Genomic DNA, 16,020 nt, shown 5'->3' on the forward strand with positions numbered 1-16,020 from the left:
CTCAGTTTCCACCGTTCACCGGTCCCGCAGCGATCGCCGTGTCGGCATCCGGCAGGGTGAGGATGTCCGCGCCGGTCTCGGTGACGACAAGGGTGTGTTCGAACTGGGCCGAACGCCTCCGATCCTTCGTCACCACGGTCCAGGCATCGTCCCACACATCCCAGTCGATCGTGCCGAGGTTGAGCATCGGCTCGATGGTGAAGATCATTCCCGGTTCGATCGTCTCCGCGTGCGCGGGCGCGGCATCGTAGTGGGGGACGATGAGTCCGGAGTGGAATTCGCGGCCCACGCCGTGGCCGCTGTAGTCACGGACGACGCCGTAGTCGAACCGCTTCGCGTACTTCTCGATGACGCGACCGATGATGTTGATCTCGCGTCCGGGCCTGACCGCCTTGATGCCGCGCATCATCGCCTCATAGGTGCGTTCGACGAGCAGCCGAGACTCCTCGTCGGCCTGCCCGGCGGTGAACGTGTAGTTCGTGTCGCCGTGCATCCCCTGATAGTAGGCGGTGATGTCGACATTGACGATGTCACCGTCTTCGATGACCGTCGAATCGGGAATGCCGTGACAGATCACCTCATTGACCGAGGTGCACACGGACTTCGGGAATCCGCGATAGCCCAGGGTCGAGGGGTACGCGCCGTGATCGCACATGTACTCGTGGGCGACGGCGTCGATGTCGTCGGTCGTGATGCCGGGGACGATCATCTCTCCGACGACGGCCAGAGCATTGGCAGCGATCCGTCCCGCTGCTCGGACGGTCTCGATCTCTTCTGCGGAGTAGAAGTTGTTCCCGCGCCCTTCGTTCGCGTCGGCGCGTCCGACGTATTCGGGGCGGGCGATGGTCTTCGGCACTGTCCGTTCGGGAGAGATGGTGCCGGGGGTGAGGAGGCGCGTGTGAGCAGTCATGATGCCTTCGATTCTATGGTGGTTGTCCGACTTTGTCCCACTTCGCGGGCGCCTGTCGCTGCTTCGGGCAGGCCGCGGGCACGACTAGAATCGAAACAGGGGAGGCGTTCGGAACGGACTCGCCCGCGTCGAATGACTCCGGTCCCGACCATCTGGGCGTGACCGCGGGCCGCCGGCGAGAACAGACGGCGCGAACAGAGGGAGGCAGAGTGAGCGAGGAGACGACGGCCGGGAACCATGAGTTCTCCGGCCTCGGCGAAGTCGTGAGCCTGACGAGCGCGCCTCAGCAGATCGCCGACCACATCCTCTCCGGAATCGCGGTCGGGGCTCTGCCGGAAGGCACCCTTCTGCCGGGAGAGCGGACCCTGGCCTCCGATCTGCAGGTGTCCCGGTCGAGCGTGCGTGCGGCGCTGCTGCGCCTCGAGCGCCTCGGTGTCGTCGAACGTCGCCGAGGACGCGGGGGAGGGACCTTCGTCAAGAACGCCCGCCCAGAAGCGCTGGCGCCCATGGCCGGTCGTATCGATGAGTTCCACGCCGAGCGGCGCAATCTGCTCGATGCCCGCGCCGTGTTTCAGAATTCCCTTGCCGCGACGGCGGCCCGTCGCCGCACCGAGACCGAGCTTGCCGAACTGCACGAATTGGCTCAGATCTATTCCCAACGCGCCGAGGCAGCCGCCGCCCGAACCGCGGACGCGCAGTTCCATTTCGCGATCGCCCGCGCCGGCCACAACCCTGAACTCGTGCGGATGGCCATCGACATCGACACGAAGATCAACGCGGGATTCCGCCACGACCCGTTCTCTGCCGAGCTCTTCGACCACGCCGTGGCCGACCACGCCGCGATCGTCGAGGCGATCGCCGAGGGGGATGCGCAGAAAGCCGGTCAGCTCTGTGAGGACCATTTCCGCTACACCACCATCGTCTCCCGCGACTGAGCCGCCCGGGAGACCCGTCAGGCCGGGGGCCTCATGCCCGGATTGTTCTGAAGTCGACTGCCGAAGGCCGGCACTCCCGGATGGGAGCGCCGGCCTTCGGCATCTGCGGTGACCGCGGTCGGACTCAGTTGGCGAGCGCGTGGGCCACGGACACGGCCTCGAGACCGAATGCCTCGGCGACGTTGTCGTTGGTGACGTGGCCGTTGTGGATGTTGAGTCCGCGTGCCAGTGCCGAATCATTCGACAGGGCCTTGTGCCAGCCCTGGTCGGCGATCTTGACAGCGAACGGCAGCGTCGAGTTCGTCAGCGCCGCCGTAGCGGTGTTCGGCACGGCTCCGGGCATGTTCGCCACACAGTAGTAGACCGAGTTGTGAACGGTGAACGTCGGATCATCGTGCGTCGTCGGACGCGAGTTCTCGAAGCAGCCGCCCTGGTCGATGGCGATGTCGACGAGGACCGAACCCGGCTTCATCCCCGCGACCATCTCATCGGTGACGAGCTTCGGAGCCTTCTTTCCGGGGATGAGCACGGAGCCGATGACGAGGTCGGCGCCGGCCAGAGCCTTCGTGATCTCGTACTTGTTTGACACCTTCGTGCCGATCGCACCGGCGAAGGTCTCGTCGATCTGGCGCAGGCGGGGGATGTTGATGTCGATGACCTCGACGGTCGCTCCGAGGCCGAGCGCCATGCGGGCCGCGTTCGTGCCGGCGACACCGGCACCGATGACGACGACATTGGCGCGCTCGACGCCGGGGACGCCGGAGAGCAGGATGCCGCGGCCGCCGTTGGCCTTGAGCAGGCTGTGCGCACCGACCTGCGTCGACAGGCGCCCGGCGATCTCACTCATGGGAGCCAGCAGCGGGAGTCCGCCGCCGTCGGGCTGCACGGTCTCGTAGGCGATCGCGGTGGTGCCTGCCTCCATGAGGGCACGGGTGAGCGCCTCGTCGGCGGCCAGATGCAGGTAGGTGAAGAGGATGAGGTCCTTGCGCAGGAAGCCGTACTCCTGAGCGATCGGCTCCTTGACCTTGAGGACGAGATCGCCTGCGGTCCAGGTGCTCTCAGCATCGGGAGCGATCTTCGCACCCGCGGCGGCATACTCTTCGTCGGTGATGAAAGAGCCTTCGCCGGCTCCCGCCTGCACGGTGACTTCGTGGCCGTGGGCGACGAGCTCGTGCACGCCGGCAGCTGTGATGGCGACTCGGAACTCGTTGTTCTTGACCTCTGTGGGCACTGAAATGCGCATTGTGTGTCCTTCTTTCATGATTGAGCGCCGCTGGGGCGAAGGCCGCCGACTTCGACGTCGGTCGACGATGGTTCAACTGTATTCCTTAGAAGGTTTGGAGAGCAAACCTTTAAGGCTGTTTTCGTCTTGTCAGATACGGAATCAGTGTATTTCGGTACCAGATGACGCGGAAAACATGATTCCAGCCGGGCGTGATCGGCTGGCAGGTCTGAGAACACGGGATGCACCGCGAACTCCCTGCGAAACGGTAAGCTGAAACTGTCAACGCAGAACCCCGCTGAGGAGAGAGGGCTCGACATGGGACTCTACGAAGATATCGACGATCCTGACTCGAAGTACTACTTCAATCTTGAGACGAACACCGTCGAAAAGGGCCTGGTCAGCGACTGGACGCACCGGATGGGCCCGTACGAGACCGAAGAGGTCGCACGCGCCGCCCTGGACAAGGCTCGCGAACGCAGCCAGAAGTGGGACGAAGACGACGAGAAGTGGAACGGCTGATCGGATGTCACGTCAGGAGGAATTCGTTCTCAGGACCGTTGAGGATCGTGATGTGCGATTCATCCGACTCTGGTTCACCGATGTCCTCGGGCAGCTGAAGTCCGTGGCCATCGTGCCGGCCGAACTCGAAGGCGCCTTCTCCGAGGGCATCGGGTTCGACGGCTCGGCGGTGGAGGGGCTCGCCCGGGTCTACGAGGCCGATATGGTGCTCAAACCCGACCCCTCGACGTTCTCCCTGCTTCCCTGGCGGGGAGAGACCGAACCGACCGGGCGGATGTTCTGCGACATCCATGTGCCCGGGGGAGAACCGGCACCGGCGGATCCGCGCAATGTCCTCAAACGCACTCTGGCGAAAGCCGCCGAACGCGGCTTCACCTTCTACGTGCACCCTGAGATCGAGTTCTATCTGTTCAAGACCGACAACCTCGACCCGGTCACCGGCATCACCGACGGCACCGCGCCAAAACCCGTCGACACCGCGGGATACTTCGACCATGTCAACGGCGGCACAGCCAATGACTTCCGACGCGAAGCGGTGACCATGCTCGAAGCCATGGGCTTGTCGGTGGAGTTCTCCCACCACGAAGCCGGACCCGGGCAGAATGAAATCGACCTGCGCTACGCAGACGCCCTGACCATGGCCGACAATGTGATGACGTTCCGGTCAGTGATCAAGGAAGTCGCGATCTCCAGGGGCGTCTACGCCTCGTTCATGCCCAAACCGCTGTCGGAGCACCCAGGCAACGGCATGCACACACATGTGTCGCTGTTCGAAGGGGAGAACAATGCCTTCTTCGAACCGGGAGCGGAGTATCAGCTCTCGAGGACCGGGCGCCAATTCATCGCCGGTCTGCTCACACACGCCGCCGAGATCTCGGCGGTGACGAATCAGCACGTGAACTCGTACAAGCGGCTGTGGACCGGTCATGAGGCTCCGTCCTACATCTCCTGGGGTCACCGCAACCGTTCGGCCCTCGTCCGGGTGCCGCAGTACAACTCCGGCAAGTCCTCCTCGGCGAGGGTGGAATACCGGGCCATGGACTCCTCGGCGAACCCGTATCTGTCCTATGCCCTCATGCTCGCCGCCGGGCTCAAAGGAATCGAGGAAGGCTACGAGCTTCCCGAGGAGGCCGAGGACAATGTCTGGCAGCTCTCGGACACCGAACGGCGGGCGATGGGCATCGAGGCGCTGCCGCGCAGTCTGTCTCATGCGCTGGAGATCATGGAGAGCTCGGATCTCGTGGCCGAGACCCTCGGCGAAGAGGTCTTCGACTTCTTCCTGCGCAACAAGCGTCAGGAGTGGAACGACTACCGTGCCCAGGTGACACCCTATGAACTCGCCAAGCATTTCACTTCGATGTAATCCCCATGGCAGGAATCACTTCACGCACGACCAGCGTCCCGGATGCGACAGCCCGATTCCTCCACGAGCTCGATGAGCTCCTGGGCCAGCCTCTGGCCACGGATTCGCGCTTCGTCGAGCTGCTTCTGGCAACCCCGGATCCGCACGGTGCCGCCCTCGGGCTGCTCCGGGTCGTCGAGGCCGCTGGGCAGGACTCCGCGGCGCTGCTCTCGGCCGTTCGCTCCGGCACTGCGGAGACGCTGGCAGAAGACGAACTCAACCGGCCGCTGCTGGCGCGCCTGCTCGCGGTCATGGGCACCTCGGAGGCGATGGTCGACCACCTGGTCCGACATCCTGATTCGCTGCCGCTTCTGCTGGTGCCCGAACCGTTCCTGCTGATCTCGACACCCGCCGCCTCGGCGGTGTCGCTGCGGGCCGAGATGCTCCAGGCCGTCGGTGCCGACCCCGAGTCCCCGGCACCGCTCGCCACCGTGACCGGAGACGAGGGGATCCGCTCGCTGCGCCGGAACTATCGTGACGCCGTGCTGCGGCTGGTCGCCGATGATCTCGCAGCCGAAGCGCCTGAGGAGATCGTCGACCACGTCATGGCGGTCCTGTCCGATCTTGCCGCCGCCGCGCTCGATGCTGCTCTGGCGATCGCCAGAGCCGAAGTCGACGGGGGAGACGGGATCCGCTTGGCCGTCATCGCTCTGGGTAAGACCGGTGCCCGCGAACTCAACTACGTCTCCGACGTCGATGTCGTCTTCGTCCTCGACTCCGCCGACGACGGCGACGCGCGGGATCTCGCCACGGATCTGGCCCAGCGGACACGGGCAGTCCTCTCCGACGCCGGAGGCGAACCTGCGCTGTGGGAAGTCGACACCGCGCTGCGTCCCGAAGGCAAGGCCGGAGCACTGGTGCGCACTCTCTCGGAGTTCGAGCACTACTATGCCGACATCGCCCAGAACTGGGAATTCCAGGCGCTGCTCAAAGCCAGGCCGGTGGCCGGTGATGCCGAAGTCGGCAGACGGTTCTCGGACTCGCTTCTGCCGCTGGTGTGGAAGGTGGCCAGTCGTGAGGGCTTCATCGACGGTGTCAGATCGATGCGTCGTCGCGTCGTCGACCTCATCCCGGCCGCTGAGGCTCCGCGTCAGATCAAGCTCGGTCGCGGGGGCCTGCGTGATGTCGAGTTCTCTGCCCAGATGCTCCAGCTCGTCCACGGCGGCACCGACGAGGACATCCGCACCCCGAACACTCTCATGGCGCTCGAAGAGCTCGGCGAGCACGGATACATCGGCCAACAGGATGCTTCCGTGTTCTCCGCCGCCTACCGGTTCATGCGCGTCGTCGAGCATCGGGTGCAGATTCCCCGGATGATGCGCAATGCTCTCATCCCCGATGACGATGCGAAGTTGAGGATGCTCGCCCGGTCGGTCTTCCGCTCCGGCTCCCGCACCGGTGCCCGCCTCGAAGAGACCCGCCGCGACTACGCCAGACACGTCACCCGACTGCATGAGCAGATCTTCTACCGGCCGATCCTCGAAGCCGCCGTCGGCGTCCATGGGGCCGTCGTCGAAGCCCACAAGCGCGGCTCGAGTCTGCAGGCCGCAGCCGATCGTCTGCGGGCCTTCGGCTATCGGGATCCGCAGGGTGCTCTGGGCCATATCAAGGCCCTGACGACCGGCGTATCGCGCACGGCGATGGTGATCAAACAGGTGCTGCCGGCGCTGCTCGACTGGTTCTCCGACGGAGTCGAACCCGACCGGGCACTTCTGGCGTTCCGGCGACTGAGCGAATCGCTTGCCTCTTCCGGCTGGTTCCTCAAGATGCTCAGGGATTCCGGACTCGCCGCCAAGTCGGTCGCCGATGTGCTGTCCCTGTCCGGCTACGCCACCGAGCTGCTGCTGCGCCAGCCCGCGGCGGTGGCCTGGTTGGACAAGTACGACAATCTCGCTGCCCGTGACCTCAACGTGCTGTCGGCCGAAGTCGACGGACTGCTCAAACGTCACGGAGGCGCCGCTGTCACGCCGATCCGCGAGACCTACAGTCGAGAACTGCTGCGCATCGCCCTGCGCGACGTCCTCGATGTCGGCGACCGATCCGCGATCCCCGGCGATCTCTCAGATCTCATGGATCTTGCCGTCCGCGGTGCGCTGGAAGCCGTGCGCACCGACCTCGAGACACCGGAGACGCCCGATTACGAATTCGCCGTCATCGCGATGGGCCGCTGGGGCGGACGGGAGATCGGGTACTTCTCCGACGCCGATGCGATGTACGTCGTCCGAGCGAAGTCGAACGATCTCGACGCCGAGGCGAAGGGCAAGCTGAGCAAACATGCCAACAAGGTGGCGCTGCAGCTGTCCTCACGGCTCAAGGCCAGCGAAAGCGCACAGGGAGTCGACCTCGACGCGGATCTGCGGCCCGAAGGCAAGAACGGACCGCTCGTGCGCAGCTTCTCCTCCTACCAGGCCTACTACGCGAAATGGTCACAGCCGTGGGAAGCCCAGGCGCTGCTGCGGGCGCGTCCGGTCGCCGGAGACGAAGGACTGATCGAGGACTTCCTCTCACTCATCGACCCGCTGCGGTACCCCGCCGAGATGCCGCACAAGGCGCTGACGCAGGTGCGCACGCTCAAGGCGCGGATGGAGGACGAACGCCTGCCCCGCAATGCGGACAAACGGCGGCACCTCAAGCTCGGCCGCGGCAGCCTCTCCGACGTCGAATGGACCGTCCAACTCCTCCAGCTCGAGCATGGGCATGAGTTGGCCAGTCTGCGCACGACCTCGACCCTGCAGGCACTCGCTGCCGCCACCGAGGCGCAGCTGCTGCCCGCCGAGGATGCCGCGCAGCTGGCGGAGGCATGGCAGCTGGCCACGGATGTGCGGTCTGCCGTGATGCTCTTCAGAGGTCGCACCGCGGAATCACTGCCCGGTGACCACACCGAGCTCGAGGCCACGGCTCGGTTGCTCGGCTACGCCGCCGGCGAGGGCCATGACCTCGAGGACGATTATCTGCGCACCACCCGGCATGCCCGTGCCGTCATGGAGCACCGCTTCTACGGCTTCTGAGCCGAGCCTGCCGACGGCCGCTGGTGCTCAGTCCTCGAATTCGAGGCCGAGGAGTGCATTCTCGATGACTTCGGGCAGGGCCGGATGGATCCAGTACTGTCCCGTGGCCACCTCGTCGGCGGTCTGGCCGAAGGCCATCGCCTGGATGAGGGGCTGGATGAGCATCGACGCTTCGTGTCCGACGATGAATGCACCGAGGATCAGCCGACTGCGGCGGTCGGCGATGATTTTGACGATGCCCGGGTCGTCGGCCATCGCCCACCCGTAGGCGACATCCGAGAACTGTTGGACCTTCACGGTGATGTCGTGGCCGGCCTCCTCGGCTTCCTCTTCACTCATCCCCAGATAGGCGACCTGCGGGGAGGAGAATACCGCTCCGGGCACCGCATGGTGGTTCACCCTGGCGAGGTCCTCCTCGCGAGCCGCCCCCGGCTGCCCTGCGGCGACATCGGCGTCGAGGTTGCGTCCGACGACCTTCGCTTCGTGATTGGCCACGTGCTTGAGCTGATGCGGTGAGCAGATGTCGCCGAGGGCGAAGACACCGGGCACCGGCGAGCCCTCGGAGAGCACCCGCTGATGATCGTCGACGGCCAGCCGGTGCCCGTCGCTGACGTCGAAGCCGGCGGTCGCGACATCGAGTTCGGCGGTGTTGGGCACCCGGCCGGTGGCGACGAGCACTGCGTCGGCGGTGATCGTCTCCGGCCGGTCGACCTCGCCGAGGCGGCCGCTGGGTTCGAGGCCGATCGTGACTTCGCCGTGGTCGACGTCGATGTGCCCGGCCTGCACGCCGTGGAGGACGGAATGGGACGAGTCGAAGATGCGAGTGAACTCGTCGGCCGCCTCGGCGTCGATGTTGCCCAGCAGGCGAGGCCCGCGGGCGAGGACGGTGACCTCGGTGCCGAGGGAGGAGAAGATGTGGGCGAACTCCATGGCGATGATGCCGGAGCCGATGATGACCAGGCGCTCGGGCTGGGTGGGGCGACGCATCACCGTGTTCGAGGTGAACACCGGGTAGTCTTCGCCGTCGACGCGGGAGGCGTCGAGCCCGTCGATGTCGGGGATGACGGGATGTGCACCGGCGGCGATGACGATGCGGTCTGCGCTGATCTCCTCACCCGAGGCGGTGCGCACACTCTTCGGGCCGGTGAAGTGAACGTGTTCGGCGACGACGGTGATGTTCGGCTGTCGATCGCTGCTGCGGTAGTCGCGACCGCCGGATTCGATGGCGTCGATGCGAGAGAAGATGCGGTCCTGGAGTCCTGCCCAATCGACCTGCGGCTGTGTGGGGGAGAGGTTGTAGCGGTCGGCCTGCGCGGCCTGCTCGGCCAGAGTGGCGGGGTAGACGAACATCTTCGTCGGAATGCAGCCGACGTTGAGGCAGGTGCCCCCGAAATGCCATTCCTCGGCGATGGCCGTCTTCAGTCCCTTGAATCGCGTGTCGAGGAACATGTTCCCCGATCCGGTGCCGATGAGCAGCAGGTCGTAGTGCGTCAAGATCCAACCCTCCAATGGTCAGTGTTCCGGCCCGTGCGGTCACGAGGCGAAGAGGCGAAAGGGCGCCACGGGTGAAAACCCGTGACGCCCCCACTCTATTCCTGTCCTGCTGTGCGCAGGCGAAGGTCAGAGCGCGTAGTAGAGCTCGAACTCTGTGGGAGTCGGACGCAGGCGTGCGACGTCGAGTTCGTTCTCACGTTTGATCCGGATCCAGGTTTCGATGAGGTCGGGGGTGAAGACGTCACCGGCGGTGAGGAAGTCGTGGTCCTTCTCGAGGTCATTGAGCGCCTCGTCGAGGGTGCCGGGGACGATCTTGATGTCCTTGGCCTCCTCCGGGGGCAGCTCGTAGAGGTCCTTGTCGATCGGCTCCGGCGGTTCGATGCGGTTGCGGATGCCGTCGATGCCGGCCATGAGCTGCGCAGAGAACGCGAGGTAGGGGTTCGATGAGGGGTCGGGCACACGGAACTCGAGACGCTTGGCCTTCGGGGAGGAGCCGGTGACGGGGATGCGGATCGCTGCCGAACGGTTCCGGGCCGAGTACACGAGGTTGACCGGGGCTTCGTAGCCGGGGACGAGGCGGCGGTAGGAGTTGATCGTCGGGTTCGTGAACGCGAGCACGGCACCGGCGTGTTCGATGAGTCCGCCGATATACCAGCGGGCGAGGTCGGAGAGACCGCCGTAGCCGTTCTCGTCGTAGAAGAGGGGCTCGCCGTTCTTCCACAGCGACTGGTGGCAGTGCATACCCGAACCGTTGTCGTCGAACAGCGGCTTCGGCATGAAGGTCGCGGACTTCCCGAGCTCGAATGCCGTGTTCTTGATCACGTACTTGAAGTCGAGCAGCTGATCGCCTGCATGCTGGAGAGTCTTGAACTTGTAGTTGATCTCCTGCTGACCGGCGGTGCCGACCTCATGGTGGGCACGCTCCATCTCGAAGCCGATCTGCTCGAGCGTCAGTGACATGTGATCTCGGATGTCGGCGTACTGATCCTGCGGCGAGACGGGGAAGTAGCCGCCCTTGAAGGGGGTCTTGTATCCCTGGTTGCCGCCGGGCTCGTCGGTGCCCATGTCCCAGGCCGCTTCCTGCGAGTCGATCTTGTAGAAGCTGCTGCCGGGGGTGTTCTCGTACCGGATGGAATCGAAGAGGTAGAACTCCGCTTCGGCACCGAAGAAGACGGTGTCGGCGATTCCGGTGCTCTCCAGGTAGGACTCTGCCTTCGCCGCCACCTGACGAGGGTCGCGCGAGTACGGCTCATCGGTGAAGGGATCGACGATCGAGTGCGTGATGACCAGCGTCTTCGCGTCGCGGAACGGATCGATGTACGCCGAGGTGACATCGGCGAGCAGCTTCATATCGGATTCGTGGATGCCCTGGAACCCCGTGATGGAGGACCCGTCGAAGAGCAGACCCTCGGTGATCTCCTCTGTGCCGTAGGAGGCGGCGGGGAGGTTGAAGTGCTGGACCACACCGGGCAGGTCGCAGAACCGGACATCGACGAATTTGACGTCGTTCTCCGAGATGTAGTTGACGAGTTCTTCAGCAGACGAGAACACTTAGGTCTCCTAGTTCGAGTACGGTGGCCGTTTGTCCTGACCACGGTCAATCCTAGTCGCCCCGGAATGAAGTGGTGATGACGCTCATGTTTCGGGCATGTTTCCTGAGGATTCACTCAGGCCGGATTTCGTAGGGTGGGAGGGTGATCAATCGTGACGACCTCGGTTCCTGGCTCGAAGGACCCCGGTTCGACAGGGAAGAAGACGACTGGCCCGGCAAACGGCTCGGTCTGCCTGTCTTCGGTTCGCATTCTCTGGCTCCTGCGTGGAAGCGGATTCTCGCTCTTCTCGTCGACTGGCTGATGTGTCTGGCGATCGCCAACGTCATCGACCCGGCCAATCCCTTCCTGGCCCCCGGTTTCTTCGCCTTGGAGAATCTCCTGCTCGTCGGCACCCTCGGCTACTCGGTCGGCCATCGCCTCTTCGGCATCGAGGTGCGCCGGCTGTCCGGGCATGTTCCCGGGCTGCTCAAATCGTTCATCCGTGCGGTGCTCGTCGTGCTCGTCATCCCCGCTCTGATCTTCGACCGGGACAACCGCGGACTGCACGACCTCGCCGCGGGAACCGTCATCCTCCGCCGCTGACACCCGGCGAGGGGCGAACCGGCCCGACCAGACCACCTGCCTGGCCTCGGAACACTTCCGCCGGGACAGAAGCGCAGAAGAAAGCGGCGTTCAGGACAGAAGCGCAGAAGAGACTGAAGCGGCGCCGACTCGTATCGAGCCGGCGCCGCTTCTGTGCGCGATCCGGGTGCTGCCGCCGCCGTTGCGAGGGTCGATCAGCGCCTGTCGATCAGCGTCCGCGCATCGCCTTGTGATTCGGGCGGGCCTTGTTCGGGTCGATGCCCTTGGGAATCGGGGGACGCGATCCCTGTGTGCCCAGCGCCGCCAGGCGGTTGCGCACGGCGAGGACTTCTGCCCGGTTGAGTTTGCGCGGCAGCTTCTGCACGGTCGGCACGACCTGCTTCATCGCCAGCTGACCGTCTTCCTTGCCGCCCTGGAAGGTGTGGACGGGAACATTGGGCAGGATGCGCTCATGGCGCTTCTTCTCCTTGGCCAGCAGCTTCGCACTGCGTCCCTTGGGCCCTTCGCTGAGCAGGACGACGCCGGCGCGACCGGTGGAGCGGAACACGAGGTCACGGCTCCTCGGGTCGATGGCGATCGGCTTCTCATCCATGAGGTAGCCGCGACGAGCAGTGTTGAGGACGGCGCCGAAGGCGCCCGGCTGTCCGTCCATCTGCGCGAAGGCCGCAGTCTCGGCGAAGCGGCCGAGCATGAACATGCCCAGCAGCAGACCGAGCATGAGACCGAGGATCGTCGTGAAGATCACGGTGGTTCCGCCGATCAGCAGACCCACCAAGAGCCCGATCAGCGTGAGTCCGAGCACCGCCGCGGCCAACAGCCACGGCGTCGCCTTGTTGTGCTTGGCGGACAGCTCGTAGACCTGGCGCATCTGTGCCAGACGACCGGGTTTCTTGTTCGGATCCTTCGGCTTGCGCCGGAAAATTCCCTTGCGCGGTTCTTCGCTCATTCTCTCACTTGCTCTTGAGGGGCGTCGCGGCGACATCACCAGGTGACGAACGCCTTCATTGCTCAGCTGTCAAGTCTACCTCTTCGCCGGGTCCGAAGGTATCCACGACGGCCTGAGCCTCCTGCTTGGCCGGGGTGTGCTTGTCGAGATGCTGCAGGTGGGAGGGAATCTCCTCTCCGCGACGGCGCATCGCAGTCGCCCACAGGCGACCGGCGCGGTAGGACGAACGCACGAGCGGGCCCGACATGACGCCGAGGAAGCCGATCTCCTCGGCGGCATCGCGCAGCATCACGAAGTCGGCCGGTTTGACCCACCGGGTGACGGGGTGGTGTCTGGGGGAGGGGCGCAGGTATTGGGTGATCGTGATGAGGTCGCAGCCGGCGTCGTGGAGGTCCTGCAGTGCGGAGATGATCTCATCGTTCGTCTCACCCATCCCGAGGATGAGATTCGACTTCGTCACGAGTCCGGCCTCTCGGGCCTGGGTGATGACGGACAGCGAACGCTCGTACCGGAAGGCAGGGCGGATGCGCTTGAAGATGCGCGGAACCGTCTCGACGTTGTGGGCGAGCACCTCGGGGCGGGATGAGAACACCTCGGCGAGCTGATCCGGCTTCGCATTGAAGTCGGGGATGAGCAGCTCGACGCCGGTGCCGCGGCCGTCGACATACTCGAGGTCGTGGATCTGGCGGACCGTCTCCGCGTACAGCCATGCACCCCCGTCTTCGAGATCGTCGCGGGCGACGCCGGTGATCGTGGAGTAGCGCAGCCCCATCTCGGCCACCGAGGCGGCCACGCGGCGAGGTTCGTCCGCATCGAATGCGGCCGGTTTGCCTGTGTCGATCTGGCAGAAGTCACAGCGTCGGGTGCACTGTTCGCCGCCGATGAGGAAGGTCGCTTCGCGGTCCTCCCAGCACTCGAAGATGTTCGGGCAGCCCGCTTCCTCGCACACGGTGTGCAGATCCTGCTTGCGCACCAAGGACTTCAGGGAGGTGTATTCGGGCCCGATATGGGCTTTGGCCTTGATCCAGGCGGGCTTGTCCTCGATCGGAGTCTCGGAGTTGCGGGCTTCGACCCGAAGCATCCGGCGGCCTTCTGGTGCAATCGTCATCGGCGTTCTCCTAGGCTGTGATGGTCTCTTGCAGAATCTCGTTGAGACGGTCTGCCGTGTCCTCCGGCGTCACCGTCCGTCCGATCTCTGCGCTGATGGAAGTGGTGTCGGCGTCGCTGATCCCGCACGGGATGATGCTTTCATAGGCGCCGAGTTCATTGCTGCAGTTCAGGGCCAATCCGTGCATCGTGACACCCTCGTGGATGCGGATGCCGATGGCTCCGACCTTGCGGTCACGGCGGAGCCCGTCGCCGAGCAGCCAGACGCCGGCGCGTCCTTCGACGGTGGTGGCTTCGATGCCGTATTCCGCAAGGAGTCGAATCATCGCGTCCTCGAGCTGGGACACGAAGAGGCGGACCTCTTTGGGGTCGTTGAGGCGGTAGATGAAGTAGGCGACGAGCTGGCCGGGGCCGTGCCAGGTGATCTTCCCGCCACGGTCGACATCGATGACTTCGGTGCCATCTGTGGGCCGGTCGGCCTCCTCGGTGCGTTTGCCGGCCGTGTAGACGGGGGAATGCTCGAGGTACAGCACCGTCGACTCCCTCCGTCCTGCGAGCACTTCTTCGTGATATCTCTTCTGCATATCCCAGGTCTGCCGATAGTCCGAGAGGACCGGAGCGAACCCGAGCGTTTCTGTGGCCAAGGGCATGGCTCCACACTATGACTCTTGCACCCCGGGTTCAATTTGACCGCGGGCCGTCGAGAACCCGGTTCCCGGAATGTGACCCTTGACATCGAGGTGCCGACGCTATCACTATTAAATAAACACAAATAGCATAGAAAGCCATCAACGGAGATGACGAAACATGACATGGGAGCTTCAGGCACAGATCTCCGACGACGTCTACCGTGTGAGCGGTCCCTCAGGAGAAGCCGTTTGGGGGATCGACAACGATTCCTTCGATGTCGACGATCCGGAGGCCCTCGGCACTGCCGAAGTGGAACTGCCGACCGGTCGACGGTCACTGCTCCTCGTCCCCACTCTGCCCGGCGGCCTCGTCCTCGACGTTGTGCGCGCCTATCAGGGACTGACCGATGCCGAGCTGTGCACTCTGTTCCTCGGCATCGTCACGGAACTTCGCGGCTGCTCATGTCCCGAACAGCGGCTGAGTCTGAAGGCGTTCGCACTCGAAGCCGCAGGACGTCCGGTGCTCATCCCCGGTCTCTCGGTGCCCTTGGAGACGTCACCGCGGCGTGCCGTGGGGGAGATGCTCTACCACGCCGGCTGCGGCCGTCCGTGGGCCGAATGCCTGCTGCCGGTCAACCTTGCGCTGGCTGATTCGTCACAGGCGCTGCGGGCCGTCGTCGGCGACCTGCTCGCGGATTCGGGTCCCGACACCGGGCTGGCTGCGGCACTCGACGAAGTGGCCGAATCGATGCGGTCACTGGCCAGCCCGGCTCCGCTCCCGCTGGTGCCGGCCGATCGGGAAATCGCGCCCGAAGCAGCTCTGACGGCGCGTCTGCGTGCTGTAGCCGGTCAACCCCTCGGTCGCGGATACGGCCGAGATGCGGTGCCGGTCGAACGCAGCGCCACGAGGTTCCCGACTCGGACGAGTGAGCCGGTGGCCACGGGCTCACCGGCCACTGGAACCGAGTCGAGGACCGCTGATTCGACTCAGACTCACGCAGCACGGACCGTGTCCGCCCCGGGCTCAGCCGCTGAAACCCTGCGTGCGGCCAGCCGACGGTCCCTGAGGGGGCGTCAGCGCTCGCGCCGTCGGGGCCCCGGATCCTCCGCGCTCGGACAGGCGGCCGGACGGTTTCGCGGGTTGTTGAGAACCTGGCTGCATCGTCTCAGGGGAGCAGGCCGAGGACACTGGCTGGTCGCCGCGGCCGCGTGCCTCACTCTCGTCGGTGGTCTCCTCGTCTGGCAGTCGTGGACGGCCGGTGAACTCGATTGGCGGAGGACTGCCCCGAACTCCCAGACCGTGTCGGGCGATACGGCAGAGCTCAGCGCTGAGGAGGTGGCACACGTTCTCTCGCGACTCTGCGCCGACCGTGCTCAGGCGCTCAGCGATGGGGACGAGGCGGCCCTGCGAGTGCTGACTGTGCCGGGATCGGCCGCCGCAGCCGCCGATGAGCTCATCGATCCTTCCCGGTTCATCGGCTCCGACTATTCCATCGCAGTCGATGGGGTGGAGATCATCGATGCCGATGCGAACAGGATCGTCGCCTCGGCGCAGATGCACTCCAGCGCGGGAAGCGGCAGCGAGACCGAGGACTTCGGGATGCTGTCGGTCGAATTCGAACTCAAACGCCTTGACGGCCGCTGGCGGGTCGAACAGGTCACCGAGACGGCAGTCGGACAGCACTGATGATCGCGGCAGGACTGCAACCT

At 65.0% G+C, this 16,020-nt stretch carries 13 protein-coding genes; 6 read left to right on the forward strand and 7 right to left on the reverse strand.

The annotated features are described in order from the left end of the window. Position 1 precedes the first annotated feature (1 nt). Positions 2-910 carry a type I methionyl aminopeptidase gene (map, locus tag ACPUD7_RS12255; RefSeq protein WP_135542380.1) on the reverse strand — a complete coding sequence of 303 codons (909 nt, stop codon included), beginning with the start codon at positions 908-910 and terminating at the stop codon, positions 2-4. A 209-nt stretch (positions 911-1,119) separates the two neighbouring features. Here map and ACPUD7_RS12260 point away from each other — a divergent pair, with 209 nt between their 5' ends. Next, positions 1,120-1,845, forward strand: a complete 726-nt coding sequence (locus tag ACPUD7_RS12260) for a FadR/GntR family transcriptional regulator (protein WP_135542379.1) — start codon at positions 1,120-1,122, stop codon at positions 1,843-1,845. A 124-nt stretch (positions 1,846-1,969) separates the two neighbouring features. On the opposite strand, the gene ald is transcribed toward ACPUD7_RS12260, so the two are convergent. Then, positions 1,970-3,088 carry an alanine dehydrogenase gene (gene ald, locus ACPUD7_RS12265; RefSeq protein WP_425120055.1) on the reverse strand — a complete coding sequence of 373 codons (1,119 nt, stop codon included), beginning with the start codon at positions 3,086-3,088 and terminating at the stop codon, positions 1,970-1,972. A 297-nt stretch (positions 3,089-3,385) separates the two neighbouring features. Here ald and ACPUD7_RS12270 point away from each other — a divergent pair, with 297 nt between their 5' ends. The 3 genes from ACPUD7_RS12270 to ACPUD7_RS12280 are packed head-to-tail and all read left to right on the forward strand — an operon-like array spanning position 3,386 to position 7,999. Further along, positions 3,386-3,589 carry a hypothetical protein gene (locus tag ACPUD7_RS12270; RefSeq protein WP_135542375.1) on the forward strand — a complete coding sequence of 68 codons (204 nt, stop codon included), beginning with the start codon at positions 3,386-3,388 and terminating at the stop codon, positions 3,587-3,589. Between the two features lie 4 nt (positions 3,590-3,593). After that, positions 3,594-4,952 (forward strand): type I glutamate--ammonia ligase, encoded by a 1,359-nt coding sequence (gene glnA, locus ACPUD7_RS12275; protein ID WP_135542373.1) that lies wholly within the window; start codon positions 3,594-3,596, stop codon positions 4,950-4,952. A gap of 5 nt (positions 4,953-4,957) precedes the next feature. After that, positions 4,958-7,999: a bifunctional [glutamine synthetase] adenylyltransferase/[glutamine synthetase]-adenylyl-L-tyrosine phosphorylase gene (locus ACPUD7_RS12280; protein ID WP_135542371.1), complete on the forward strand. Its 3,042-nt coding sequence runs from the start codon at positions 4,958-4,960 to the stop codon at positions 7,997-7,999. 27 nt (positions 8,000-8,026) lie between these two features. Here ACPUD7_RS12280 and ACPUD7_RS12285 read toward each other — a convergent pair whose 3' ends face one another. Together ACPUD7_RS12285 and glnA (ACPUD7_RS12290) are read right to left on the reverse strand one after the other, a co-directional pair. Next, positions 8,027-9,493 (reverse strand): mycothione reductase, encoded by a 1,467-nt coding sequence (locus tag ACPUD7_RS12285; RefSeq protein ID WP_425120056.1) that lies wholly within the window; start codon positions 9,491-9,493, stop codon positions 8,027-8,029. 126 nt (positions 9,494-9,619) lie between these two features. Next, a complete protein-coding gene (gene glnA, locus ACPUD7_RS12290) occupies positions 9,620-11,044 on the reverse strand; it encodes a type I glutamate--ammonia ligase (RefSeq protein WP_425120057.1) in 1,425 nt (474 codons plus the stop codon). 143 nt (positions 11,045-11,187) lie between these two features. Between glnA (ACPUD7_RS12290) and ACPUD7_RS12295 the strand changes: the two genes are divergently transcribed. Next, complete coding sequence (locus ACPUD7_RS12295; protein WP_425120058.1) at positions 11,188-11,628, forward strand: RDD family protein; 441 nt, start codon at positions 11,188-11,190, stop codon at positions 11,626-11,628. A gap of 208 nt (positions 11,629-11,836) precedes the next feature. Here ACPUD7_RS12295 and ACPUD7_RS12300 read toward each other — a convergent pair whose 3' ends face one another. Genes ACPUD7_RS12300 through lipB form a run of 3 tightly spaced genes read right to left on the reverse strand, consistent with a single transcriptional unit; the run spans position 11,837 to position 14,331 of the window. Further along, positions 11,837-12,574: a DUF4191 family protein gene (locus tag ACPUD7_RS12300; RefSeq protein ID WP_425120059.1), complete on the reverse strand. Its 738-nt coding sequence runs from the start codon at positions 12,572-12,574 to the stop codon at positions 11,837-11,839. A gap of 55 nt (positions 12,575-12,629) precedes the next feature. Next, positions 12,630-13,682, reverse strand: a complete 1,053-nt coding sequence (lipA, locus tag ACPUD7_RS12305; RefSeq protein ID WP_425120060.1) for a lipoyl synthase — start codon at positions 13,680-13,682, stop codon at positions 12,630-12,632. A 10-nt stretch (positions 13,683-13,692) separates the two neighbouring features. After that, positions 13,693-14,331 (reverse strand): lipoyl(octanoyl) transferase LipB, encoded by a 639-nt coding sequence (gene lipB, locus ACPUD7_RS12310; RefSeq protein WP_135542360.1) that lies wholly within the window; start codon positions 14,329-14,331, stop codon positions 13,693-13,695. 157 nt (positions 14,332-14,488) lie between these two features. Between lipB and ACPUD7_RS12315 the strand changes: the two genes are divergently transcribed. Beyond that, positions 14,489-15,997 (forward strand): hypothetical protein, encoded by a 1,509-nt coding sequence (locus tag ACPUD7_RS12315; protein ID WP_425120061.1) that lies wholly within the window; start codon positions 14,489-14,491, stop codon positions 15,995-15,997. Positions 15,998-16,020 lie beyond the last annotated feature (23 nt).

Origin of the sequence: Brevibacterium sp. FAM 24630, from assembly GCF_049804075.1 — a bacterium.
Taxonomy (GTDB): domain Bacteria; phylum Actinomycetota; class Actinomycetes; order Actinomycetales; family Brevibacteriaceae; genus Brevibacterium.

What these genes read in the sequence shown, in the direction of transcription:
- map (WP_135542380.1), bottom strand. Translation starts at nt 910, where the DNA reads ATGACTGCTCACACGCGCCTCCTCACCCCCGGCACCATCTCTCCCGAA.
- ald (WP_425120055.1), bottom strand. Translation starts at nt 3,088, where the DNA reads ATGCGCATTTCAGTGCCCACAGAGGTCAAGAACAACGAGTTCCGAGTC.
- ACPUD7_RS12270 (WP_135542375.1), top strand. Translation starts at nt 3,386, where the DNA reads ATGGGACTCTACGAAGATATCGACGATCCTGACTCGAAGTACTACTTC.
- glnA (WP_135542373.1), top strand. Translation starts at nt 3,594, where the DNA reads ATGTCACGTCAGGAGGAATTCGTTCTCAGGACCGTTGAGGATCGTGAT.
- ACPUD7_RS12280 (WP_135542371.1), top strand. Translation starts at nt 4,958, where the DNA reads ATGGCAGGAATCACTTCACGCACGACCAGCGTCCCGGATGCGACAGCC.
- ACPUD7_RS12300 (WP_425120059.1), bottom strand. Translation starts at nt 12,574, where the DNA reads ATGAGCGAAGAACCGCGCAAGGGAATTTTCCGGCGCAAGCCGAAGGAT.
- lipA (WP_425120060.1), bottom strand. Translation starts at nt 13,682, where the DNA reads ATGACGATTGCACCAGAAGGCCGCCGGATGCTTCGGGTCGAAGCCCGC.
- lipB (WP_135542360.1), bottom strand. Translation starts at nt 14,331, where the DNA reads ATGCCCTTGGCCACAGAAACGCTCGGGTTCGCTCCGGTCCTCTCGGAC.
- ACPUD7_RS12315 (WP_425120061.1), top strand. Translation starts at nt 14,489, where the DNA reads ATGACATGGGAGCTTCAGGCACAGATCTCCGACGACGTCTACCGTGTG.